Consider the following 23,141-nt stretch of genomic DNA (forward strand, 5'->3'; position numbering starts at 1 on the left):
ATTGTATAAAAAAAGGATTGGTCACAGACCAATCCTTTTTTATATCCGGGAATAAATCAAAATCAGTCCCGCTTCCAGAGCATATGGCAGAACTTATGTTCAGGATCTCTGCTGACCAGCATTCGGGCAAAAACATCGTCCAGCTCATCGGTTTCTTTGTTAACAAGCCCGATATGCACTTCTGCGTAGCGTTCTTTATCAATACTAAACCCAACATGCTGTTCCCAGTCATTATCTGTATCGACAACGCCGGCTGCACCTCTGTCTTCAAATTGGGCTGAAAATAGTAGTACATCGGCCGCTTCGAGATTATCCGGAGCCATCTCCAGAAAAATATCGTAGGCGACTTCGATAACATCATCGTATGAAATAAGTTCAGTCATTCTGGTTAATACCTTGTTTTTTGGCTTAGGGCGAAGCTTAGTCTGCCCGACCCATAAATTTACATTCGGCCGTATTGATCTTGATTTTTTCTCCGGTAGAAATGTATTCAGGCACCTGCACGGTCAAACCTGTAGAGAAGCGGGCTGGTTTGGTGCGGGCAGAAGCAGACGCACCCTTAATCGAAGGATCGGTTTCCTCGATAATCATATCGACAGAAGCCGGCAATTCAATAGCAGCTGCTTCACCATTAATCAACACAATCTGAACACCCTGAGTTTCTTCTGTGATGAACAGCAGTTCGTCCTGAATATCTTCTTTATTGAAGTTGTACTGGGTGTAATCTTCATTATCCATAAAGATATACTCATCACCATCAATATAAGAGAACATCACCTGACGTTTATTCATTTCAACGGTATCCAACATCTCATCGCTTTTAAACGATTCTTCAACTTTGGCACCTGTCGCCAGATCTTTAAAACGGAACTTATAGATTTTTGCACCACCACGGCCACCCGGAGTGGTGATGTCGAAATCTTTAACCAGCAGAACTTTTCCGTTGTAGCTAACTGCAAAGCCCTTTTTAATATCACTTGCCTTTGGCATGATTGTGTCCTTCAGACTGTAATTAACACTTAAGAGTATTGAAAAATGGTAAATTGGGGCAAAAGCAGAAAAATACAACCTCTTGATTGAATTTCTCTGCGAAGCGATCATAATCCCATTTATTGTGACAGTGTTAGGATTTTCTTTTTGAACACACCAGCTTCATTACCGGTTATCAATCCTTCTGAACCTTTTCAGGATACATATAGTGACGTCATCTCTGAGTTAACCCGCTATCTGCAAGGGGGGCTGGAGTCTAACCTCCATAGTGTGTATTTGTTTGGTAGTGTTGCCCGGAAAACGGCCGTCCCGGGACGTTCAAATCTGGATGTGGTTGTTATTACTCACCGGAGCCTGAGCAGTAAGGCATCCAGCGTTATGAGCACGATAAAGTGGCGGTTCAAACGAGCCTATCCTTTTATAACCGACGTTGATTTTCAGTTTGCCCTCGTCCGAGATGTGTTGGATATCGGTAATATATTCACCTGGGGATTTATGCTGAAACATTGCTGTGTCTGTTTGCATGGTGATGATCTTTCTACCCGTTTTGGTGAATTTGAGCCCAGTTGGGAAATAGCCAAATACTGGAATATGGATGTAGATGAATGGTTGGCACTGTATCGTAAGAAAATTGCATCTGCCAAAAGTGAAACAGAACAGATTAAAGCACAACAGGTAATTGCAAAAAAACTGCTGAGAGCCAGTTATTCTTTAATCATGCATAAAGATAAGCAGTGGATTGAAGCCCCTTTAGCGTGTGGCCGGCAATTCCTGCATTACCATCCTGAAAAGGAAACCGAAATAAACCGGCTTGGGATTCTGTTGTCAGGCAGACCGGTAGCAAAACGGTCTGTAATTGGTCTGCTGGACAATTATGGTCAGTGGCTGGTTAGAGCCTACAAGAAGACTGAATTTAAAATTGGCTGATATCTGTGCCAGAGGGGCTGACAATCATTTAAAACAGCCCAAGTTGCGGAGCTGTTATTGCATCAAAATCCAGTCCGATAAACGGCAGAATAGCATCCGCTACGGGTTTCAGTTGTTTATCAATATAGTGCTGATAGTCAATAGGGCTTTGCCGGTATTCTTTTGGTTCAGGGCCGTTTAGTGTAAACAGATATTCAATCGTCCCCCGGTTCTGGTATTGGAGTGGGCGTCCTGTTCTGGCATTAATGTCATCGGCCAGGCGCGCAGCCCGTACCTGAGGTGGAATATTCTTCTGATAATCAGTTAACTTCCGGCGTAGCCGCTTCTGATAGGTTAAAGCATCATCGTAGTAACCACTTGTTGTTGCTGCAATATAGTCACGGATGTAGGTTGTGGGATCTTTACCGTGGAAAATTAGTGTATACAGTTCTTTCTGAAAGCGTTGGGACAGTGGTGTCCAATCGGTTCTTACACTCTCCAGACCTTTAAATATCAATTGTTCATTTTCGGCTTCACCAATCAGTCCGGCATAACGTTTTTTAGACCCCGTCTCGGCCCCACGAATTGTCGGCATCAAAAATTTCCGGTAGTGAGTCTCATATTCCAGCTCCAGACAAGAATCCAAACCAAATTCATCTTTCAGGTAAGTCTTCCACCACTGGTTAATATGAACCATCAACTGTTTGCCTATTGCATCGGCCTGTTTTTGTGTCATTTGAGTCTTGAGAGAGACAAAGGTTGAATCAGTATCACCATAGATAACCTGATATCCCTGTTCTTCTATAAGCATTCTTGTCTGCTTCATTATTTCATGTCCACGCATCGTAATCGAAGAAGCTAGGCGGACATCAAAAAAACGACATCCAGAAGAACCAAGAACACCATAAAAGGAATTCATAATGATTTTTATGGCCTGAGAAAAAGCTTTTTCGTTATTCTGTTTGGCAATATCTCTGGCGGCCCAGAGCTCTTCAATCATATGTGGCAGAAAATGTTTTTGGCGGTGAAATTGTCCACCGCGAAAACCGGGTACTGCCTGATCCGGTGCTTTCCCTGATTCTAGCTTTAAGCCTTCTATTAAACCCATAGGGTCGATAAGGAAGGAGCGAATAATTGAGGGATAAAGGCTTTTGAAATCAAGAACCAGAACCGAATCATACAGACCAGGTATAGAGTCCATCACATACCCACCAGGGCTGGCCTGCCAGTTTTCCGGAACCATATTCGGGGCAACATAACCGGCTCGGTGAAGCTGGGGAAGGTAGAGGTTGGTAAATGCAGCGACAGATCCTCCGAGCCGGTCAAGTTCCAGCCCCGTCAGCCTGGAACGTTCAATAAGAAATTCAATCAAATGAGTGTGTTCAAAAATTTTATTAACCAGAATACAGTCCTGAAGATTGTAGCGGGCCAGAGCCGGCTTATTGTTTCTGAACATCTGATTGATTTCATCCATACGGTCATAGGCATTATGGATAGATTTACCTTCTCCCAGCAGCTCCTGTGAGACGGATTCCAGAGACCAGGAACGAAAGTGGTATGTGGCGGTTTTAAGTGAATCAATACCATCAAGAACAACCCTGCCGGGGACCGTAATGAATCCCTGCTGATTCTGCTGTCCCTGACGAAAATAGGCGGCCTGCCTGTCCCGGCCAATGGTCAGACGAAGTTTATGCCATTCAGCTCGCCTGCATAGCAGACGAAAATCAAAATCGATAACGTTCCAGCCGAGTATCAGATCCGGATCAAAGCATTGAAACCAGTCGATCAGAGCAAGTAATAATGCTTTCTCATCTTTTACCCACTGAATCCTTGTGTCTGTTTCCTGCTCTTCACCGATCATAATAACCCTGCTATCGGCCTGACTGGCAAGACCGACAGAATAAAGAATACCTTTTTCCGAGCATTCTATATCCAGAGAAACACGGGTGAGATCCGGATGGTAATCGGCTTTTTTACATTTGACGTCTGTGTAGCGGCTGTGATTCCTGAATACTGTTTGGTTTCCGGCAAATGCAATACTACCCCGGATGAAACGTTCCATTAAATATCGTTCCGGCAGGCGGATGTCAGCCTCAAATACGCTGATGTGCTCCTGTCGCAGTAAGCTGATAAGTTGCTGACTCTGTTTGACACTACAGGCATAGCATGCTGACACAGGCTGTGCAGAAAAATCCTGCATGGTCAGTGGCTTGAACCGGATATCCAGATGGTGTTGTTCAGCAATTTGGATAATAGGTGATTCGTCACGCTGTAACGTAAAAAATACCGATGGCTGCTCAGGGATAATCAACTGAGTCGGCCCCGAAGCAGTACTTACCCATAGTTCAATCTGCGAGTAACCGGCATTTTCTCGTGTCTGTCGGGTTAGGATAAAACCTTTGTCCTGATTCACATATCACCTGTCCGGATTATTTTCGCCACAAATAGTAGCAATTAGCCTGAGAAAAGGATAGTGTTGTGAGTTAGTGTTATTTGTTAAAAATAGTTTATAAATTAGTCACTTGCTCAATGCTACGTTTTATCTTCCGGATAAGAGGGTGAAACCGGACACGCCACCGGGGATAATTGCTTGCTAAAAAGGGCTGTATGACGCATATTATTTCTGACTAATTCGCTGCTGCCTTGACGGGTATCTGGCTGATTAATTGTTGAAGGTTTATTGCAGTCCACAGCATGAGTGGGTGCAGAGCCAATGTGAGTTGTGGAGATACAAGTTTGATTAATGTTTTCCTTGTAGATGATCACGAGCTGGTTCGCACAGGGATTCGACGTATCATTGAAGACGTCCGTGGGATGAAAGTAGCAGGGGAAGCTGATAGCGGTGAAGAATCTGTAAAATGGTGCCGTAGCAACCATGCCGATGTAATTCTGATGGATATGAATATGCCCGGTATTGGTGGCCTTGAGGCAACGAAAAAAATACTACGTATTAATCCGGACATAAAGATTATTGTATTAACTGTACATACGGAAAATCCGTTTCCGACGAAAGTGATGCAAGCAGGTGCAGCCGGTTATCTGACGAAAGGGGCGGGGCCGGATGAGATGGTCAATGCGATTCGTTTGGTGCATAGCGGGCAACGGTATATTTCCCCTGAAATCGCACAACAAATGGCATTAAGCCAGTTTTCATCCTCATCTGACAACCCGTTTAAAGATCTTTCTGAACGGGAATTACAGATAATGATGATGATCACTAAGGGACAAAAAGTTACTGATATTTCCGAACAGCTGAATTTGAGTCCTAAGACTGTAAACAGCTATCGTTACCGGCTTTTTAGCAAATTGAATATCAGTGGTGACGTAGAGTTAACCCATTTAGCGATCCGTCACGGAATGCTGGATACCGAGACACTATAAATTCTGATGGTTCGTACTTTTGACTCGGTTGCTTTCTTAAAGACAGTCACAAATCAGCCGGGCGTATACAGAATGTATAACGCCCTGGATGATATCATCTATGTCGGAAAGGCGAAGGATCTTAAGAAGCGCCTTTCCAGCTATTTCCGCAACAATCTGAATAGTGAAAAAACCAGAGCACTGGTCAGTCATATTAATAAAATTGATGTCACTGTTACTCATACAGAAACTGAGGCATTAATCCTTGAGCACAATTATATTAAGCAGTATCTGCCTAAGTACAATGTACTGCTGCGGGATGATAAATCTTATCCTTTTATTTTTATCAGCGACCATAAACATCCCCGTCTTTCTATGATGCGCGGAGCGAAGAAGCGTAAAGGGGAGTATTTCGGCCCTTACCCTGATTCCGGAGCCGTGAGGGAAACCTTGCATCTTATTCAAAAAATATTTCCTGTCCGGCAATGTGAAGATACCGTCTACAGTAACCGAACCCGACCTTGTCTTATGTATCAGATTGGCCGTTGTGCTGCTCCCTGTGTAAGCACTCTGATTTCTGATGATGCTTACCGGGAACTGGTTAATGACGTGCGCTTGTTTCTGCAGGGAAAAGATAATCTGGTACTTGAATCACTGGTCAGTCGTATGGAAACAGCAAGTCAGACTCTGCATTTCGAAGAGGCCGCCAGATACCGGGATCAGATTCAGGCTATTCGGCGGGTTCAGGAACAGCAATTTGTTTCCGAAGACAGTATGGATGATATAGATGTTCTGGGATTCGCTCAGGAAAGTGGTATCGCCTGTATCTATATTCTGATGATCCGGCAGGGCAAGATTCTCGGTAGTCGCAGTCACTTTCCAAAGATCCCGGATAATACGGCTCGGGAAGAAGTCTTTTCCAGTTTTTTAAGCCAGTACTATCTGGGATACAGTGAAGCCAGAACCATTCCATCCCGGGTAATTATGAATCAGAACTTGCTGGAGGATGTAATCCCGCTTCAGGGAGCACTCAGTGATATTGCAGGCCGAAAGGTAACCTTACATATTTCCCCGACAGGAATTCGAAGACGATATCTGAAACTTGCGAATACTAATGCCCTTACGGCTATCACAACCCAAATCAATCATAAAATGACAATTGGTCAGAGAGTCAGTGCATTACAGAAGGCGCTGGGTATTGATTCAATTCGGAGAATGGAGTGCTTTGATATCAGTCATACAATGGGGGAAAGTACGGTTGCATCTTGTGTTGTATTCAATCATGAAGGCCCGGTAAAACAGGAGTATCGTCGTTATAATATTGCCGGGATTACCGGAGGTGATGATTATGCGGCCATGGGACAAGTACTGGAACGTCGTTACAGCAAACAACTCGATATAGATAAAATACCGGATATTATTTTTATTGATGGTGGGAAAGGGCAGCTTAACCGGGCGAATGAAATCATTTGCTCCCACTGGCAGGACTGGCCTAAAAGACCTTTGTTAATTGGTATTGCTAAAGGAGTGACCCGTAAACCGGGATTAGAAACACTGATCACGGTTGATGGTAATGAGTTTAACCTACCGGCGGATGCACCAGCATTACACCTCATTCAACATATTCGAGATGAAAGTCATGATCATGCCATTGCCGGGCACCGGGCCAGACGAGCAAAAACCAGACGCACCAGCCCACTGGAAGGCATTGAGGGAGTAGGACCCAAACGCCGTCAGACATTGCTAAAATACATGGGAGGACTGCAGGAACTTAAACGGGCAACTGTCGATGAAATCAGCAAAGTTCCCGGTATCAGCCAGGCTTTAGCAGAAAAAATACATCAGGCATTGAAACAGTAGTAAAATTCGCGCACCATGGATAGCGCGATACATAAGAGCCAATAAAAATATGCGTTTAACAATCCCTAACATTTTGACACTACTTCGCCTGATACTTATTCCGGTCCTTGTAGTTATCTTTTACCTGCCTTATCACTGGGCACCATTTGCTGCTGCTATGGTGTTCTGGCTGGCGGGCGTAACCGACTATTTCGATGGTATGCTGGCAAGAAAATTAGGTCAGACATCACGGTTCGGTGCTTTTTTAGATCCGGTTGCCGACAAGGTGATTGTGGCGACAGCGCTGATACTGATCACGGAACATTACGCCACAATATGGATTACTATTCCGGCTTTAACCATGATTGCCCGTGAAATTATCATTTCCGCCTTACGTGAATGGATGGCTGAAATAGGTAAACGTTCAAGTGTTGCTGTCTCCTGGGTTGGAAAGGTAAAAACACTCGCGCAGATGTTCGCCCTCTGGGTGCTTATCTGGCGTTATGACGACTGGATGGTCTGGCTTGGATATGCCGCCCTGTATGTGGCGACCGTATTAACGTACTGGTCAATGATTCAGTATCTGAAAGCCGCAAAAGGCGATCTGCTGGCTGAAGAACATCAGTAATTGTACGGGGAAAGTTTTATTATTCTCTGAGCCGCAAGGGAGAGTTTATCTTTGGTGGCTCAGTTAAACCGGTTATTCTGTCTGTTTTGTTTGTAAAGTAGCCAAACAATGCATAAAACACAAATTTGTGTTGACTCATATCGGTGAATCCGTAAAATGCCTCCCGTACTCAAGAGGAACCCAAACGGTTCTTTTCTGAGTTTCAGAGGCGCGTTGGCAGAGTGGCTATGCAGCGGATTGCAAATCCGTGGACCTCGGTTCGACTCCGGGACGCGCCTCCATATTAATGCGACACTAGCTCAGTTGGTAGAGCGCAACCTTGCCAAGGTTGAGGTCACGAGTTCGAACCTCGTGTGTCGCTCCAGATTAAGAAGCCCTGATATCATGTCAGGGCTTTGTTTTTTCTATTTCCTTGTCACAAAAGAAAAGACGCCGAGCAGGCGCCTTATTTCAATTCATCATGAATGTGCAGAAAGAAGTAGTCAGGCTTCTTTTGTATGTAACAAACTGTTATCACTGCCAAAATCGTTACCGATATATTCGTCAGCGACAGGATCATTTTCCCATACAGACTCATTTATCAGGTAGCGGAACTGGAAGCTATCATCCTTAGGAAGGCGCATTTTGTGACTGAACACCTTGGATTTTTTGTTCAGTTTCATTGGTTCGGCCTGCCATTCATTGAAGTCTCCTGCAAGCGAAACACTATTTTCATCGCTCTGCGGCCACTCAAACGTGACTTCAACTTCATCTTTAGTTTTAAAAAAACGCTTTTTTATCATCTTAATTCCCTATAAACAAATAGCCAAGACGGTTAATTTGTAGAACAAATGTAACATCTTATCAAGTGTTTTTGTCTGTATATGTAAAGCTTGTTGATGATTTTTTATGAAACGGATTGCTTCGTGGCTTTTTTGTTAACGGGTAATGTCTGATTTGCATCTCTCATACCACTTTCATCCCGGGTATCCAGGATGGGGCTGCTAAAGGTTCATAAGATGTTTTTAAGCAGCAAGAGGGAAGCAATATCCCCTCACTGTTGCAATAATCTGACTTAATCCGAAAAGAGCCGCATACTCTGCTGTTGTGCAAGGATGATGGTCGGTTTTTTTGCACAGAATATGGCGTAAAGACGCAACAGAGAGTTCGATTCGGTCATTTTCGTTGTAATGAAAGCTGACAAGATAACCAATCAGTTCTTTTTCAAAAGTACTTTGATCCAGTGGGTCGAATCCATCCGCTTTAATCTCTATGTCTGTTGTTGTCAGTGTTTGTGGCTCTCCTTTAAACATGTAGTTTACTACAATATCTATCGGGGTTGTCATTGCTAGCCTCCTGCCTGTTTCTGACGATAAATAATATCAAGCTTGTTGTTCAGGTTGTGTGTTTGTTAATTATTTATGAAAAGATCGTATCTAAGGAAGGTTCTGTCAAGTAAAGGGAATCATATTTATACTCGTATATAAAATGCTTCTTTCTGACTCGTAACCTCAAATGTCTGAATACGAATCGATGCAGACCAATAAGACGACTTCCAGCCTGCTTTTCTCTTCAGGTGACGAATAAAGTCTCTGGGGTTATAAACTTGTTCCCAGACCTGAGGGAGGAACAGAGCATGATGGGACTGATCTGACAAAATAAGCCCGACACGATTTTTCATCAGATAGCTTGCGAGTTCTTGTTCTGATAATACCTTTAATTCATGTGGCTGATTCAGTACAGAGACTTCCAGTGTGAGTTTGTCTAATTGTTCACTCTTCAAAGGCGGGAAACGGGGATCCTGAAAACTTGCTGCACGGGCTTTGTTATAGACTTCATCCAGTAAAGGCAATCTCGGTTCGACGGACCCCAGACATCCCTGAAGTTCTCCGTTGACTTCAAGCGTAACAAAACAGGCCGCTGGCTGCTGTAAATGAAAACTGTACAAGCTGGGATCCAGATCCGTATAGTGGTTTGCCAGATAATCAGTTACTGCTTTTCTGGCAACACTGAGCAGTTCCGACAACTCTTCAGTGCTATAAGGTTGAAACAATGTAGCTGACATAACCGACCACTCTCTCTTTTGTTTCGCTGGTATCACCTGAATTGAGTAATTGAAGCCGTTCCAACTGGTAACCATGCTTATCAGCAAGTACAAGCAATGTATTTATCCCTGTACAGCCACAAGCCTGCTCCGGTTTAAGAATGGGCTGATAGTCTTCTATTAAATCGCAACTGTTCAGATCGATATTCATCGCGTCCATATAGGTATGGAAATGGCTTAAATCACTGCTTATAACCAATAGGGTGCTTTCATCCCAAAGCGGGTCAATGATACCGGCCAGAATTTCTGGTGCAATATTTCCGGTTAGAACGGGAAGTAGTGTAAATTCATCAAGACTTAACTGCAGAAATGGCAGTTGTACCTCTAGCGAATGCTCCGGTGCATGTAGTTGATCCGTAACTTGTACCTCTGGGTGCCGGATAAGCTGTTTTATACCCGGTTTATCTATACGAATATCGCCGAGAGGCGTCGTATAGACATCCGCTTTTGGCACTGCGCAGCCGTCAAAATAAAAATGATGGCTAGGACCAACCAAGATGACCTTGTGAAAATGGTCTGATTGTAATTTCACGTGAGCATAGGCTTTTGCTGCAATTTCACCGGAATACATATATCCGGCATGAGGAACAATAATGGCGCGCAGAGGTGATTCATACTCTGGCGGGCAGGCAAGCCACTGAGTCAATTGACTGCGAAGAGTTGTGGGTAAGCGGGCATAAAACTGTCCTGCGACTGCAGGGGTACGGATATTCATAACGCTCAGGCTCTGTTTTCCGGACTATAGTTAAGTATAGAAGTGATTTCTTGTGAAAAGCCATATGATTTCTCCTGTTGCCGGACATTATAGGACTCGCTACTGGCATAAACTTGATGACGGTAGGGTGGTTTGCGACCTCTGCCCCAGAACCTGTGCTCTACGGGAAGGAAAAAGAGGCGCGTGTTTTATACGCCGGGCTTGTCATGGTGAAATTATTCTGAGCAGCTACGGGAGAACCAGTGGCCTTGCTGTTGACCCGATAGAAAAAAAACCATTGAACCATTTTTATCCCGGAAGTACGGTGCTCTCTTTTGGTACATCTGGATGCAACCTCGCCTGTAAATTTTGTCAGAACTGGAACATCAGTAACTCAAGAGACGTTTCCATATCAAGCATAGAAGCGACACCGGAACAGATCGCTATCCTGGCAAAAAAACAGCGGTGTCAAAGTGTTGCTTTTACTTATAATGATCCCGTGATCTTTCTGGAATATGCCAGAGATACTGCGATAGCTTGTCATGCTATGAATATTAAAACAGTCGCTGTGAGTGCCGGGTATATTTGTAATGCCCCCAGACGAGAATTTTTCCGTCACATTGATGCTGCAAATATTGATCTGAAAGCGTTCAGCGAGCGATTTTACCAAAAACTATGTGCCGCCACTCTGGCTCCGGTACTTGATACTCTACTATATCTGAAACATGAAACTGATGTCTGGCTTGAGATTACAACACTGCTTATTCCCGGTGAAAATGACAGTAATAAAGAACTTACAGAAATGACCCGGTGGATCGTGGATAATCTCGGTGCAGACATACCGTTACATTTTAGTGCTTTTCACCCGGCATTTAAGATGCAAAATAAACCTTCGACCTCTTTGGAAACTTTGTTGCGAGCAAGAACAATAGCTCAGCAACAGGGACTTCGTTATGTGTATACCGGAAATATCAGTAACAGTGACACAGAAAGCACCTATTGTCCGGTATGTCAGCATCTTCTGATTCAACGAGACAGATACCAGATCAGTCTTTTTACTCTGAACGACAACTCGTATTGCCCGGAATGTCATACAAGGATTGCTGGAATATTCAACTGATCTAATGAAATGGTATTAATATCGGTTGAGCTTTAACCGGAATATGGTTCACACTTAATACAAAAGTTGATTGGCAGCTGTTTGGAGAAAGAGTAAATTTGTAAAAATTATGTTGCAAATGGATAGAGATCCGGAGGCATTATGGCATGTATTGAAGGTAAAGCAGAGCAGGGGATGTACTTGTGCAGTCAGTGCTATGTTGTCGTCAGTGTAAAAGGTGACAATCAGATTCTACCGAAATGTCCTTGCTGTGAATCAGAGGTTTTTTTATCCAAAGATGGCATTGAGTACCATGCTGAACAGCAAACGATCCCAGACAACAGGTTCTCTCAGAGATACTGATGCTTAAACAATCATTGCTTTTCTGATAGCCTGTGTTACCCGCAGGCTTTTGTCTGTTCTTTTTTTCCTGATTTTAAATTTTTTGTTGCCAAAATAGCCTGGCAGGCCGAAATTTAGCCATCCAGTTCAAAACATTATATTTTCTTGTTGACGAAAAATCTGAATGCAGTAAAGTACACCCCGTTCCCGGCACAATGAGTTGCAGGGATGAATCAAGATGGTGTCTCCATCGCTGATATAGCGTGCCCTGATGGTGGAATTGGTAGACACAAGGGATTTAAAATCCCTCGGCGTTCGCGCTGTGCCGGTTCAAGTCCGGCTCGGGGCACCATTTAGAGACAAAATGCGACACTAGCTCAGTTGGTAGAGCGCAACCTTGCCAAGGTTGAGGTCACGAGTTCGAACCTCGTGTGTCGCTCCAGATTTAAGGCCCCGGCAGAAATGTCGGGGCCTTGCTATTTTTGGCGCTATACTCACCATCAATGCAGTTTTTCTTATAGTAAGGAATACCCTTTGAACCAGTCTGCTTTTTCTTCACTACCTCTTTCCCCAGTACTTTTAAATAATTTGGATTCACTGGGATATACCGCGATGACACCGATACAGGCTCAGAGTCTTCCTCTTATGTTGCAGGGAAAAGATGTCATTGGTCAGGGAAAAACCGGTTCAGGAAAAACTGCAGCATTTGGTTTAACGGTATTAAGTAATCTGAATGTAAAACGGTTTCGGGTTCAGTCTCTGGTGCTGTGTCCAACCAGAGAACTTGCTGACCAGGTGGCAAAAGAAATCCGTAAGCTGGGCAGGACCATTCATAATATTAAGGTTCTTACCCTATGTGGTGGTATGCCCATGGGGCCTCAGATAGGCTCGCTAGAGCATGGGGCTCATATCTTAGTTGGTACGCCGGGGAGAATTTTAGACCACTTAGAGAAAGGAAGAATCGATCTCTCGGAACTGAATACACTGGTACTGGATGAAGCAGACCGGATGCTGGATATGGGGTTTCAGGATGCGATGGAAGCCATTATTCAGGCAGCACCATCTGAACGGCAAACACTACTATTTAGTGCAACGTTTCCGGATCAGATACAGTCAGTATCCCAGCGGATTATGCTTCAGCCTACCCTGGTAAAGGTTGAGTCAACCCATGCTAATTCCAGTATTCATCAGGCATTTTATCAGGTTAACAGTCATGAAGAACGGCTCATCGCCGTTAAAAAACTTTTGCTGACACGTCAGCCTGAATCAGCGGTTATTTTCTGCAATACCAAAAAAGAAGTTCAGGAAGTGGCCGATGAACTTTATCACGATGGCTACAGTGTGATTGATTTACATGGCGATCTGGAACAAAGAGAACGGGATCAGTCTCTGGTGCAATTTGCCAACAAAAGTATTTCAATCCTGATAGCAACCGATGTCGCGGCTCGGGGACTGGATGTGGATAATCTGGATATGGTGATCAACTATCAGCTTTCCCGTGATCCGGAAGTGCATGTACACCGTATAGGCAGAACGGGACGAGCTGGCAATAAAGGACTCGCCTGTAGCCTGTTTAGTGAAAAAGAGGCTTACCGGGTCGCGTTGATCGATGAATTTATGGATCTTCCGATTACGCCGGTTTCTCTTCCAGGAGATGACGTTTTATCGGCAACACCTTATGCTGCTGCTATGGTAACGATCGAAATTGCCGGTGGGAAAAAACAGAAAGTCCGTGCCGGTGATATTCTGGGGGCTCTGACCGGAGAAAATGGTATCTCAGGAAAACAGGTGGGAAAAATAAACCTGTTTGATATGCGTTCTTATGTGGCTGTTGAAAAACATATTGCGAAAAATGCTCTGAAAAAATTGGAATCAGGAAAAATAAAGGGAAGGAATTTTCGAGCCAGAATCCTGCGCTGAATCTGTTTTTTTAATTAAGGGTGATGAAGTTCACGAAAACTGCTAAAATCGCCTGAATTTTGAGAAGTCGGTCTCTGACCGGCTTTTTGTGTCTTTATACGGATAATTAGGTATTCCTGTGTTAACAACTGCAAACATCACCATGCAATTTGGCGATAAACCACTGTTTGAAAATATTTCTGTCAAATTCGGCAACGGAAATCGTTACGGTTTGATCGGAGCAAACGGTAGTGGTAAATCAACGTTTATGAAAATTCTGGGTGGAGAACTGGAACCGTCTTCCGGCACCGTATCCTCAGATCCTAACGAACGCATGGCCAAATTGGGGCAGGATCAGTTTGCGTTTGAAAATTATACTGTTGTTGACACTGTCATTATGGGACATAAAGAGCTCTGGACAATTAAAGAAGAGCGTGAACGTATATACGCTTTACCTGAAATGTCAGATGAAGACGGAATGAGAGTCGGTGATCTGGAGACTGAATTTGCTGAAATGGATGGATATTCAGCGGAAGCTCGAGCAGAAGAATTGCTGTTGGGGTTGGGTATTCCACAGGAACAGCACTACGGCTTGATGAGTGAAGTGGCACCGGGACTTAAAGTTCGGGTACTTCTGGCTCAGGTTCTGTTTGCTGAGCCAGAGATAATGTTGCTCGATGAACCGACCAACAACCTTGACATGCATACTATTGCATGGCTGGAGGATACACTTCTGGCCCGTAACTGTACCATGATTATTATTTCGCACGACCGTCACTTCCTTAATTCTGTTTGTACTCATATGGCTGATCTGGACTATGGTGAACTGCGTATGTTCCACGGTAATTATGATGAATACATGATTGCTGCAGAACAAGCCCGAGAGCGTTTACACGCTGATAATGCCAAGAAAAAAGCTCAGATTGCAGAGTTGCAGACCTTTGTCAGCCGCTTCTCTGCCAATGCGTCTAAAGCAAAACAGGCAACTTCCCGACAGAAACAACTGGAAAAAATCCAGCTTGAAGAGGTAAAACCATCCAGCCGGCAATCCCCGTTTATACGTTTCGACCAGGAGAAAAAGCTGTTCCGTACCGCACTGGAAGTGGAAGGACTAAAGCAGGGCTATGGAGATAACATTCTGATTAATGGTGTCAATCTGATGGTAGAAGTCGGAGAACGCATCGCTATTATTGGTGAGAATGGTATTGGTAAATCCACATTCCTCAATACATTAGCAGGTGTTATGCAGCCAATGGCCGGTATGGTGAAATGGTCGGAAAATAGCAATATCGGCTTTTACGCTCAGGACCATGCGCACGAATTTGCAGAGGATATGAATCTTCTGGACTGGATGGCGCAGTGGAAAAAAGAGGGCGAAGATGAGCAGGTTGTTCGTGGTATTCTGGGACGGATGCTGTTTTCCCAAAATGATATTAAGAAATCTGTCACAGTCCTTTCCGGTGGTGAACAGGGACGTATGTTGTTTGGTAAGCTGATCATGCAAAGAGCCAATATGTTGCTGATGGATGAGCCGACCAACCATATGGATATGGAGTCGATCGAATCTCTGAATCTGGCTCTGGAAAATTATCAGGGAACATTATTCTTCGTATCTCATGACCGCCAGTTTGTTTCCTCAATTGCAACCCGGATCATTGAAATTACCAAAGATGGTATCAGTGATTTTCATGGAACATATGATGAATACCTGAGTAAACAAGGACTAAGAGGTTAATCAATCTCACATAAAAAAATCCCCGGAAACCGGGGATTGGCTCGTCTATGTCGTAATACAGAACCGTGGACGTTATTTAGTTAGTCGTTCACGGTTCTGCATCAGCAGATTCATTGCGTCGAGGTACTGATACAATCCGCCGCCATCAAGCTGATACATATCAATCTCACCTTCTTCTAAAGTTAGCCCCTTACTGCGAGCTTCTTTTTTCAGTCCAGCCTTTCTCAACAGAGGATACAGAAGTCCCTTATTTTCTTTTTCTGCGTCTAGGATAACTTGTCTGAGTTGGTCATTAAGCTGAAACAATTCATCTTCTTCTTTCTTGGGCAGAACAATACCCGGGGAAAACTTTCCGTGTAATAAAAGTCCGGCAAAATAGGCCACCAAAAGGCCAATTGCTGTCAGCATGTTAATACCAATAAACAAATAACTGACAATCATGACAAGAATTGAAAGTCCACCGACCCAACCCAGCCGGTATAAAACCCGTCTTATTCTTTGCTTACGTTCGGCCTGTATAAGAATCTTATTCAGGGCAAGTAACCGCTGACAGCCACCTTTCAGGTGGTTTTCATACAAATCAACTGCAGCAGCAGAAGCCGTTATCTTTTTTTCGGGAGAGAGCTCCCGTTCAGATAACCGGTTGTCAGACTCTATTTGCGTCATTCCACTTCCTTAACTAATCACTGAGACGTGGATTACTTTACCTTAAAAACATAGTTTCGTTCTCAGATTAACAAATCAATATCCATAGACATTAACACTTTAATTGGTTTTTATGGTGTAAAGCTTACAGGGCAAGCTCATATTGCATTAATGTGAAATATAAAAGAAGCTCACAATTTGGGTGTATTATCAATTGTCGGAGCTGATCATGCTGTGCTAGTATAAATTTCGTATTTGTCAATATTCATATGAGTGGTTGTATCAATGTCGGATGTAGTTCAGCGTCGATTTATGAGTATGTTCGACACAGCTGTCGAAGGATTGTGGATTATGACTCCTGATGGAGACATATCCTTTTTCAACCATTCATTCTATAAGCAATTCAATTTTAACCCTGAAGGGGCTCACCTAAATGACTGGGTTGCTCTGATCCACCCGGATGATCAACCGGAGTTTACCGATAGGGTTGATGACCATCTCAGATCTGCATATTCGGATAAAAAACTGATTAGCCAGTATCGGGTATTAAAGAAAGACGGTTCTTATTGTTGGATTGAAGCCTTTGGGTCAGTAAAAAGGGATGAACAGGGCGAGTATATGGTGGGAAACCACCGGGATATTACCTCTCAGAAAAAGCTTGAGTCCTCCATTAGACGTCTGGCTTTTTGTGATAAAGCCTCAGGACTCCCCAATCACGATCAGTTAAAAATAGACCTGAAAAATCGACGTTCCGAAATCACCCTGCTGCATATCCACCTGAAAAGAATCCAATCATATATTAACCAGTACGGCGAACTGGTTATGCAGGAAGTGATTGACCGGACCATTCAGTGTCTGGATATCTTTAAACCGTATATCAGTAAATTTTACCGGAATTCAACAGAAACCTTTTCTGTGGTCTTATATACGCCGATCACTGAACAGCAACTTGCCGGGCTATGTCAGAATTTTATTTATATGTTTTCCCGGCATGCAGATCAGAATGGTGCCCTTTATATCGACAGTGTCTGTATAGGGGCTTATCCCTGCCATGACCTGAAACTGAGCCCGAATGAAGTCATTAACTGGGCAGCACAGACATCAGAGTACGCTTACCGGAACGAATCCTGTCAATGGGCGATCTGTAATGACGCAATAAAGAAAAAAGTGGAACGTTATTTCTACATTGAGAGTAAGCTTAAATCGGCTATCAGTAATGATGAAATATCAGTACGTCTTCAGCCAATCGTTTGCGCTAAAACACGTCAACTCCTTAGTTTTGAAGCTCTTGCTCGCTGGGATAAAAGCCGGATAGGTGAAATATATCCGGATGAATTTATTCCGGTGGCAGAACGTAAGGGACTGATTAGCCAACTGGGGGAAAAAGTACTGGCTCAGGCAAGTAGCTTTATCGCTTATTATAATAAGATCTGGGACACTGACGTTAAAGTCAATGTAAATGTGTCGGTGTTACAGTTACTGGACGGCACTTTTCCGGATAAGGCACTGGACATTGTTAGGGATGAAGGAGCAACGCCGGATAATGTCGTACTGGAACTGACAGAATCTGTATTACTGGAAGATAAATTCCAGGCCATGAATCAACTTCGGCAATTACAGTCATTCGGTTTTCGTCTAGCGATGGATGATTTTGGATCCGGACACAGTTCTGTTACCGGATTTTTTAAGTTACCGTTTCAGCAGTTAAAGATCGATAAAGAGCTGGTTAATGATTCCATGCGAGAAGCAGAACCGTTTGCTTACCTGGAGTTTTTAACCATGCTGTGCAGTATTCGGGGGATTGGTGTCACGATTGAAGGGATTGAAACAGAAGAAATGATGGAGCGGTTTATACAAATGGACGTCTCATCGTTTCAGGGATATCTGATAGCGAAGCCGTTAACTCTTGAATCCGCAATGGAGTATAGAGGCCATCAATATTATGATGCCGTACAGACTATTGAACAGCTAGCTATTCCTAATATAGCCTGACGTTACGTCCGGTTACAGCCTTAGCCCCATTATGGTGCAATATCGCATCTTTGTGTTTATTGTTGGTGCGCATTTAACTTTACTTGTGTTCTTTCTGAACCGATCTCACCCGCTCTCAGACTACTTTTCCTGGTATTCCCTTATTTCAGTTTTACTGGCATACAAACTGCACTCAATAGGTTGAATATGCCTCAGGATGTTTTTATCTCTCACTGAGAAATCGTGCATTTAGCCATATTTTGTGGCATATTTATTCGTGATATATGAATTAATATGTTGCTGATTTCTAATTTTTTATAAAATGGATGTTACAAGATGAAAAAAACGATAACTAAAATCGTTGCCTCCGGTGCATTGGCAATGGCTTCAGTGGGGGCTTCCGCAGGAGAAGTTTTGGATAATGTTGTTAAAACTGGTGAACTGAGAGCCTGTTTTGACGCCGGTTATATGCCATTCGAAATGAAGGCCAAAAACGGAAGTTATATCGGTTTTGATATCGACCTCGGTAAAGTGATGGCAAAACAGATGGGGGTGAAGTACGTTCCGGTCAATACTGCATTCGATGGTATAGTGCCTACACTGTTGACCGGTAAATGTGATCTGATTATGGCAGGTATGACGATTAATGCAGAACGTAATATGAAGGTCAACTTTGCTGATCCGTACATTGTTGTCGGCCAGTCTATTATTCTTAGCCCAGAACTGGAAGGTAAGGTTACAAGCTATAAAGATCTGAATGATCCTAAATACACGATAACCAGTAAGCTGAATACCACCGGGGAACAGGCAGTAAAAAGATTACTGAACAAAGCCAAGTATAATTCATTTGAAACAGAAACCGATGCTGTTATTGAAGTACTTAACGGTAAGGCTGATGCCATGGTATACGATATGCCATTTGTTTCTATTTACACAGCACAGAACCCGGGGAAAGTTGTCTCTATTCTTGAACCCTTTACCTACGAACCCCTGGGCTGGGCGGTAAAACAAGGTGATCCGGATATGATCAACTTTCTGAATAACTTCCTTCGTCAAATCAAAGGCGACGGAACCTATGAGCGTATTTATGACAAATGGTTTAAGAGTGATGCCTGGTTAAAACAGCTCAATTAATGTTGTTAAACAATCAGGGGAGGAAACTCCCCTGATTCAGTTTATATTTGGAAAATTTATGCAGAAAAACACAAAAAAGTGGGTATGGCACCTGTTGTTCGGTGTGGTACTCAGTCTTATTGGGTTTGGTATCTATACGGCCTCACAAAAGATTAACTATAACTGGCAGTGGGAACGAGTACTTCCCTATCTTATCGATACATCTCCGACAGAAATTCGGGCCGAAGCAGATGGCACAATCCGTGTAGAAGAGGATGGTTCTATTACTCTTATATACGATAACGGCGATCCCTCTGCTGTTGTATCGAATTTTTCTCAGGCCATGGTCTCTGATGGTGATCTGGTGTTTGCCGGGGATACACTGGCATTGTTAAAGCAGAGAAAAATGGGCGTTTTGCTAAAGGGGTTGTTAATAACGGTTGAACTTTCTGTTATTTCACTATTTTTTGCAATTATTATTGGTTTAATTGCCGCACTGATGCGCATATCGAATAATCCACTAACTAAGAACTTTTCGTTACTGTATGTGGAAGTTATTCGTGGTACACCACTTCTGGTACAGATCTTTATCGTATACTTCTTTTTGGGAACCGTATTCGATCTGGAACGTTTTACCGCGGGCATTACTGCACTTTCTATCTTTACCGGCGCTTATATCGCTGAAATTATCCGTTCAGGTATTCAGTCTATTCCATCAGGACAAATGGAAGCTGCACGTTCTCTGGGAATGACTTATACCAAGGCTATGACCTATGTCATTCTGCCTCAGGCGTTGAAAAGAACCTTACCACCGATGGCTGGACAACTGATTAACCTGATCAAAGATTCTTCTCTGGTTTCCGTTATCTCTATTACTGATTTGACAAAAGCAGGCAGGGAAGTCGTCAGCGGAAGTTTTGCTGCTTTTGAAGTCTGGTTTATAGTGGCAGGTCTCTATCTTGTTTTGACTTCTGCATTATCTATTGGTATTCAACGTATTGAAAAAAGGCTGGCAAGCAGTGACTAGATCTGAATATACCGGTAACGACATGATTGTTGCCACCGATGTTGACAAAATTTACCCCAACAGCTGTCATGCCCTGAAGAAAGTCTCTGCCAGAGTTAAACGCGGTGAAGTGGTCGTTATTATTGGCCCGTCTGGTTCTGGTAAATCAACATTTTTACGAACGCTGAACCAGTTAGAAACGATCTCCAGTGGCAGCATCACTATCGACGGCATTGATATGTATAACAAAGCAACAGATATTAATGCATTACGTGAAAATGTCGGTATGGTGTTTCAGTCATTCAATCTGTTTCCGCATCTATCCGTTAAAGATAATGTGATGCTGGCTCCACTGAAAGTGACTAAACGGGATAAAGCAGATGCTGAGCAGGAAGCCGAGTCCTTGCTTTATCGCGTCGGTCTGGCGGATAAAATGGATGTGTATCCCAGTCAATTATCCGGGGGACAGCAGCAACGGGTTGCTATTGCCCGGGCATTGGCGATGAAACCGGATCTGATGCTTTTTGATGAGCCTACATCAGCATTAGATCCAGAGATGGTTGGAGAAGTACTTGATGTAATGAAAGCTCTGGCAAAAGAAGGGATGACCATGGTTGTGGTTACCCATGAAATGGGTTTTGCCCGAGAAGTGGCAGATCGCGTCCTGTTTATGGAAGATGGTCAGCTACTGGTTGAGGGTGAACCTGATAGTCTATTTGATTCACCACCTCACCCAAGGTTGCAGAAATTCCTTTCCAGCATATTGTAGAATTTATTGGAAATATCGAATGAATAAGCCCTATGCCAGAGGGCTTATTTTTTAAGTCTTATTTTTTTGCCAATCCTTTTGCATGAAAGTAGCCAAGCATATGCGGCCTTAAATCTTTGGACAGCATATTCATCATAGATTCTGACCAGTTGGTATCTTTTGTGTTACTGCTTCTTGACCGATAATAATCCGACATGACCTGATCATAGTGTGCGATCTGTTCTTTATCCGGTTTCTGATAAGTATTTTCATGTACAAAAATGTCTGTACTAAACCTTGGCTTACTATCCGGAGCCTGATCTGGATGCCCCAGACACATTCCATACAGAACAGCACAATATTCGGGCAGTTCCAGTACTTCATCAACCTGCAGAGGGTTATTTCTTAATCCACCGATATAGACGCCTCCCAAACCCATTGATTCAGCCGCTAGCAAACAGTTCTGTGCCATGATAGTGGCATCAACCGCACCAATTAATGTTAGTTCCATTGAATCGAGTTTCAGATCCGGATTGAGACTATGATGGCGTTGATAATCGATACAAAAAACAAGAAATTCAGCTGCACTTTCAATATAAGGCTGATTGCCGCCCAATTCTGCCAGTCGGGATCTTTTGGCTTTATCTGTCACCCGAATAATAGAAATACACTGGATAAGGTTTGAAGAAGACCCGGCTCTTCCGGCTGCAAAAATTTGTTCCATTTGCGACTCAGAGATAGGGGTGTCGGTAAATTTACGTATAGAACGGTGATGTAGGATAGTTTCGATAGCAGGGGTCATAAAATCTCCGTATAGGTCATTGACGCGTCAGAGTAGATATATTACAGGGAGTTTCCATGCATAGTAAATTAGTTGTATTCCGGATAGAACTAGTGGCTCTTGCGGGGGATCTCTCCAGCTTTATTTAAGTGCCAGTGAGTAACCAAAGGGCCGAAGAGTTCAAATAATACTGTCGTTGTAACAGCGATAGTCAATACTAAACGACCTAATCCGGGAAAACGTTCACTGACTAATAACCCCATACCGATAGCAACACCAGCCTGTGGCAGCAGACAACCGCCCAGATGCTGTACAACGTTTGGTGGAGATTTTGCGAGTCTGGAAAATAGCTGCGCGCCGAAAAGCTTTCCCAGAGTGCGAGCGACTATATAAGCTGATGTTATATAACCAAGAGAGCCCAAAGACGAAAAATCCATACTAATTCCGGAAAGAATAAAAAAGATCACCAGAAAAGGATCGCTGGCTGTTTCTATATCATAGAATGGTCTTTCAACATGTTTTGCCATCCGAGATACTGTCGCCCCCAGAGCCATACAGGCTAACAGGTAAGAAACCTGCAGATACAGAGCACTGCCCCCACAGATAAAAACAAAGCCCATAGCTTCGACAACCGTTGGTTCACCAGGTCTGTTCCGCCCAATGATGTGTGACATAGGAATACCAACAGCAATACCTATCGCTAAAGCTCCGGCAATTTCCCACGCTCCGTGAATCATGTAGCTGATACTGTGTTGCCCGCCGTTAAGGTTACTGGCAATGACCAGCAGCAGACTGAAAATAATAATGCCCCAGGCATCATCAACGGCAACGACACTTTTGAGTATCTTAGAAACCGGCCCCTTGGCTTTGAATTCTCTGATGACATCGATCGTTGCAGCCGGATCCGTTGCGGTCGCAATACCAGCCAGAACTAGGGCCAGAGTTATGTCGGATGAGACAAAAAACACAGCAATAAAAACACTGATAGCAGGAACAAGAGATACACCGAGTGAAATAAACAAAATCTGCCAGCGTTCCGAAATAATATCCCGTCCGAAAAAACTTTCGCCAAGCAGAAAACCGACCATTGCCAGAGCCAGATGGGAAACAGTGCTGAAGTATTGTGAAAATTCTTCTGGAATTAAATTTAATCCACTAGGGCCGGAAAGGATCCCGATGCAAAGAAGAATCGTCACACGGGGAATATGTGCTTTTGAGCTAATGATATGAGCTGTCCAGCCTATCAGAAACAGCACGCCCAAAATGAGCAATTCGGGGATTTTATCAGGCAGCACTATTTTA

General features: G+C 43.5%; 22 protein-coding genes and 4 tRNA genes. 16 read left to right on the forward strand and 10 right to left on the reverse strand.

Annotated elements, in window-relative coordinates:
* Positions 1 to 62 precede the first annotated feature (62 nt).
* Positions 63 to 383, reverse strand: coding sequence for an HI1450 family dsDNA-mimic protein (locus CSW98_RS01820; protein ID WP_100798736.1), 321 nt, complete (start codon positions 381 to 383; stop codon positions 63 to 65).
* A 37-nt stretch (positions 384 to 420) separates the two neighbouring features.
* Complete coding sequence (gene efpL, locus CSW98_RS01825; protein WP_100798737.1) at positions 421 to 990, reverse strand: elongation factor P-like protein EfpL; 570 nt, start codon at positions 988 to 990, stop codon at positions 421 to 423.
* A 147-nt stretch (positions 991 to 1,137) separates the two neighbouring features.
* Here efpL and CSW98_RS01830 point away from each other — a divergent pair, with 147 nt between their 5' ends.
* Positions 1,138 to 1,917 carry a nucleotidyltransferase domain-containing protein gene (locus tag CSW98_RS01830; protein WP_157810314.1) on the forward strand — a complete coding sequence of 260 codons (780 nt, stop codon included), beginning with the start codon at positions 1,138 to 1,140 and terminating at the stop codon, positions 1,915 to 1,917.
* Positions 1,918 to 1,945: 28 nt separating this feature from the next.
* Here the strand turns inward: CSW98_RS01830 and CSW98_RS01835 are convergent, their stop codons facing one another.
* The gene (locus tag CSW98_RS01835) at positions 1,946 to 4,309 is read right to left on the reverse strand and encodes a DNA polymerase II (protein WP_100798738.1); all 2,364 of its coding nucleotides are present in this window, start codon (positions 4,307 to 4,309) and stop codon (positions 1,946 to 1,948) included.
* Positions 4,310 to 4,632: 323 nt separating this feature from the next.
* Between CSW98_RS01835 and uvrY the strand changes: the two genes are divergently transcribed.
* From uvrY to CSW98_RS01860, 5 genes are all read left to right on the forward strand, one after another.
* On the forward strand, positions 4,633 to 5,277 hold the full coding sequence (gene uvrY, locus CSW98_RS01840; RefSeq protein WP_100798739.1) for a UvrY/SirA/GacA family response regulator transcription factor: 645 nt from the start codon (positions 4,633 to 4,635) through the stop codon (positions 5,275 to 5,277).
* Positions 5,278 to 5,283: 6 nt separating this feature from the next.
* Complete coding sequence (gene uvrC, locus CSW98_RS01845) at positions 5,284 to 7,116, forward strand: excinuclease ABC subunit UvrC (RefSeq protein ID WP_100798740.1); 1,833 nt, start codon at positions 5,284 to 5,286, stop codon at positions 7,114 to 7,116.
* Positions 7,117 to 7,165: 49 nt separating this feature from the next.
* Complete coding sequence (pgsA, locus tag CSW98_RS01850; RefSeq protein WP_100798741.1) at positions 7,166 to 7,723, forward strand: CDP-diacylglycerol--glycerol-3-phosphate 3-phosphatidyltransferase; 558 nt, start codon at positions 7,166 to 7,168, stop codon at positions 7,721 to 7,723.
* Positions 7,724 to 7,930: 207 nt separating this feature from the next.
* Positions 7,931 to 8,004: transfer RNA gene (locus CSW98_RS01855), tRNA-Cys, on the forward strand.
* Between the two features lie 7 nt (positions 8,005 to 8,011).
* A tRNA-Gly gene (locus tag CSW98_RS01860) sits at positions 8,012 to 8,087 on the forward strand.
* A 118-nt stretch (positions 8,088 to 8,205) separates the two neighbouring features.
* Here the strand turns inward: CSW98_RS01860 and CSW98_RS01865 are convergent.
* The 4 genes from CSW98_RS01865 to amrB form a co-directional block, all read right to left on the reverse strand.
* Positions 8,206 to 8,505, reverse strand: a complete 300-nt coding sequence (locus CSW98_RS01865; RefSeq protein WP_100798742.1) for an isoamylase early set domain-containing protein — start codon at positions 8,503 to 8,505, stop codon at positions 8,206 to 8,208.
* 222 nt (positions 8,506 to 8,727) lie between these two features.
* Positions 8,728 to 9,048 (reverse strand): hypothetical protein, encoded by a 321-nt coding sequence (locus CSW98_RS01870; protein WP_100798743.1) that lies wholly within the window; start codon positions 9,046 to 9,048, stop codon positions 8,728 to 8,730.
* Positions 9,049 to 9,173: 125 nt separating this feature from the next.
* Positions 9,174 to 9,767: an AmmeMemoRadiSam system protein A gene (gene amrA, locus CSW98_RS01875; protein WP_100798744.1), complete on the reverse strand. Its 594-nt coding sequence runs from the start codon at positions 9,765 to 9,767 to the stop codon at positions 9,174 to 9,176.
* Complete coding sequence (gene amrB / locus CSW98_RS01880) at positions 9,739 to 10,521, reverse strand: AmmeMemoRadiSam system protein B (protein WP_100798745.1); 783 nt, start codon at positions 10,519 to 10,521, stop codon at positions 9,739 to 9,741. The genes amrA and amrB overlap by 29 nt, the downstream gene beginning before the upstream one ends.
* A 52-nt stretch (positions 10,522 to 10,573) precedes the next feature.
* Here amrB and amrS point away from each other — a divergent pair, with 52 nt between their 5' ends.
* The 6 genes from amrS to CSW98_RS01910 all read left to right on the forward strand — a co-directional run bounded on the left by amrS (position 10,574) and on the right by CSW98_RS01910 (position 15,575).
* Positions 10,574 to 11,620: an AmmeMemoRadiSam system radical SAM enzyme gene (amrS, locus tag CSW98_RS01885; RefSeq protein WP_232733460.1), complete on the forward strand. Its 1,047-nt coding sequence runs from the start codon at positions 10,574 to 10,576 to the stop codon at positions 11,618 to 11,620.
* Between the two features lie 141 nt (positions 11,621 to 11,761).
* Positions 11,762 to 11,962: a hypothetical protein gene (locus tag CSW98_RS01890; protein WP_100798747.1), complete on the forward strand. Its 201-nt coding sequence runs from the start codon at positions 11,762 to 11,764 to the stop codon at positions 11,960 to 11,962.
* A 244-nt stretch (positions 11,963 to 12,206) separates the two neighbouring features.
* Positions 12,207 to 12,293 (forward strand) — tRNA-Leu (locus CSW98_RS01895).
* Between the two features lie 14 nt (positions 12,294 to 12,307).
* Positions 12,308 to 12,383, forward strand: a tRNA-Gly gene (locus CSW98_RS01900).
* Between the two features lie 92 nt (positions 12,384 to 12,475).
* Positions 12,476 to 13,861, forward strand: a complete 1,386-nt coding sequence (gene dbpA, locus CSW98_RS01905) for an ATP-dependent RNA helicase DbpA (RefSeq protein WP_100798748.1) — start codon at positions 12,476 to 12,478, stop codon at positions 13,859 to 13,861.
* A 118-nt stretch (positions 13,862 to 13,979) separates the two neighbouring features.
* On the forward strand, positions 13,980 to 15,575 hold the full coding sequence (locus CSW98_RS01910) for an ABC-F family ATPase (protein ID WP_100798749.1): 1,596 nt from the start codon (positions 13,980 to 13,982) through the stop codon (positions 15,573 to 15,575).
* 72 nt (positions 15,576 to 15,647) lie between these two features.
* On the opposite strand, the gene CSW98_RS01915 is transcribed toward CSW98_RS01910, so the two are convergent.
* On the reverse strand, positions 15,648 to 16,241 hold the full coding sequence (locus tag CSW98_RS01915; RefSeq protein ID WP_100798750.1) for a hypothetical protein: 594 nt from the start codon (positions 16,239 to 16,241) through the stop codon (positions 15,648 to 15,650).
* 264 nt (positions 16,242 to 16,505) lie between these two features.
* On the opposite strand from CSW98_RS01915, the gene CSW98_RS01920 reads away from it, so the two are divergent.
* The 4 genes from CSW98_RS01920 to CSW98_RS01935 all read left to right on the forward strand — a co-directional run bounded on the left by CSW98_RS01920 (position 16,506) and on the right by CSW98_RS01935 (position 21,079).
* Positions 16,506 to 18,212, forward strand: coding sequence for an EAL domain-containing protein (locus tag CSW98_RS01920; protein ID WP_100798751.1), 1,707 nt, complete (start codon positions 16,506 to 16,508; stop codon positions 18,210 to 18,212).
* A 315-nt stretch (positions 18,213 to 18,527) separates the two neighbouring features.
* The gene (locus CSW98_RS01925; protein WP_100798752.1) at positions 18,528 to 19,325 is read left to right on the forward strand and encodes a transporter substrate-binding domain-containing protein; all 798 of its coding nucleotides are present in this window, start codon (positions 18,528 to 18,530) and stop codon (positions 19,323 to 19,325) included.
* Positions 19,326 to 19,383: 58 nt separating this feature from the next.
* Positions 19,384 to 20,331, forward strand: a complete 948-nt coding sequence (locus CSW98_RS01930; RefSeq protein ID WP_100798753.1) for an amino acid ABC transporter permease — start codon at positions 19,384 to 19,386, stop codon at positions 20,329 to 20,331.
* 22 nt (positions 20,332 to 20,353) lie between these two features.
* Positions 20,354 to 21,079 (forward strand): amino acid ABC transporter ATP-binding protein, encoded by a 726-nt coding sequence (locus CSW98_RS01935; RefSeq protein ID WP_100798754.1) that lies wholly within the window; start codon positions 20,354 to 20,356, stop codon positions 21,077 to 21,079.
* Positions 21,080 to 21,137: 58 nt separating this feature from the next.
* Here the strand turns inward: CSW98_RS01935 and nfsA are convergent, their stop codons facing one another.
* Both nfsA and CSW98_RS01945 read right to left on the reverse strand, forming a co-directional pair.
* Positions 21,138 to 21,860, reverse strand: coding sequence for an oxygen-insensitive NADPH nitroreductase (nfsA, locus tag CSW98_RS01940; protein WP_100798755.1), 723 nt, complete (start codon positions 21,858 to 21,860; stop codon positions 21,138 to 21,140).
* Positions 21,861 to 21,949: 89 nt separating this feature from the next.
* Positions 21,950 to 23,134: a cation:proton antiporter gene (locus tag CSW98_RS01945; protein WP_157810315.1), complete on the reverse strand. Its 1,185-nt coding sequence runs from the start codon at positions 23,132 to 23,134 to the stop codon at positions 21,950 to 21,952.
* Positions 23,135 to 23,141 lie beyond the last annotated feature (7 nt).

The organism is Vibrio sp. HA2012, from assembly GCF_002812955.1.
GTDB lineage: Bacteria > Pseudomonadota > Gammaproteobacteria > Enterobacterales > Vibrionaceae > Vibrio.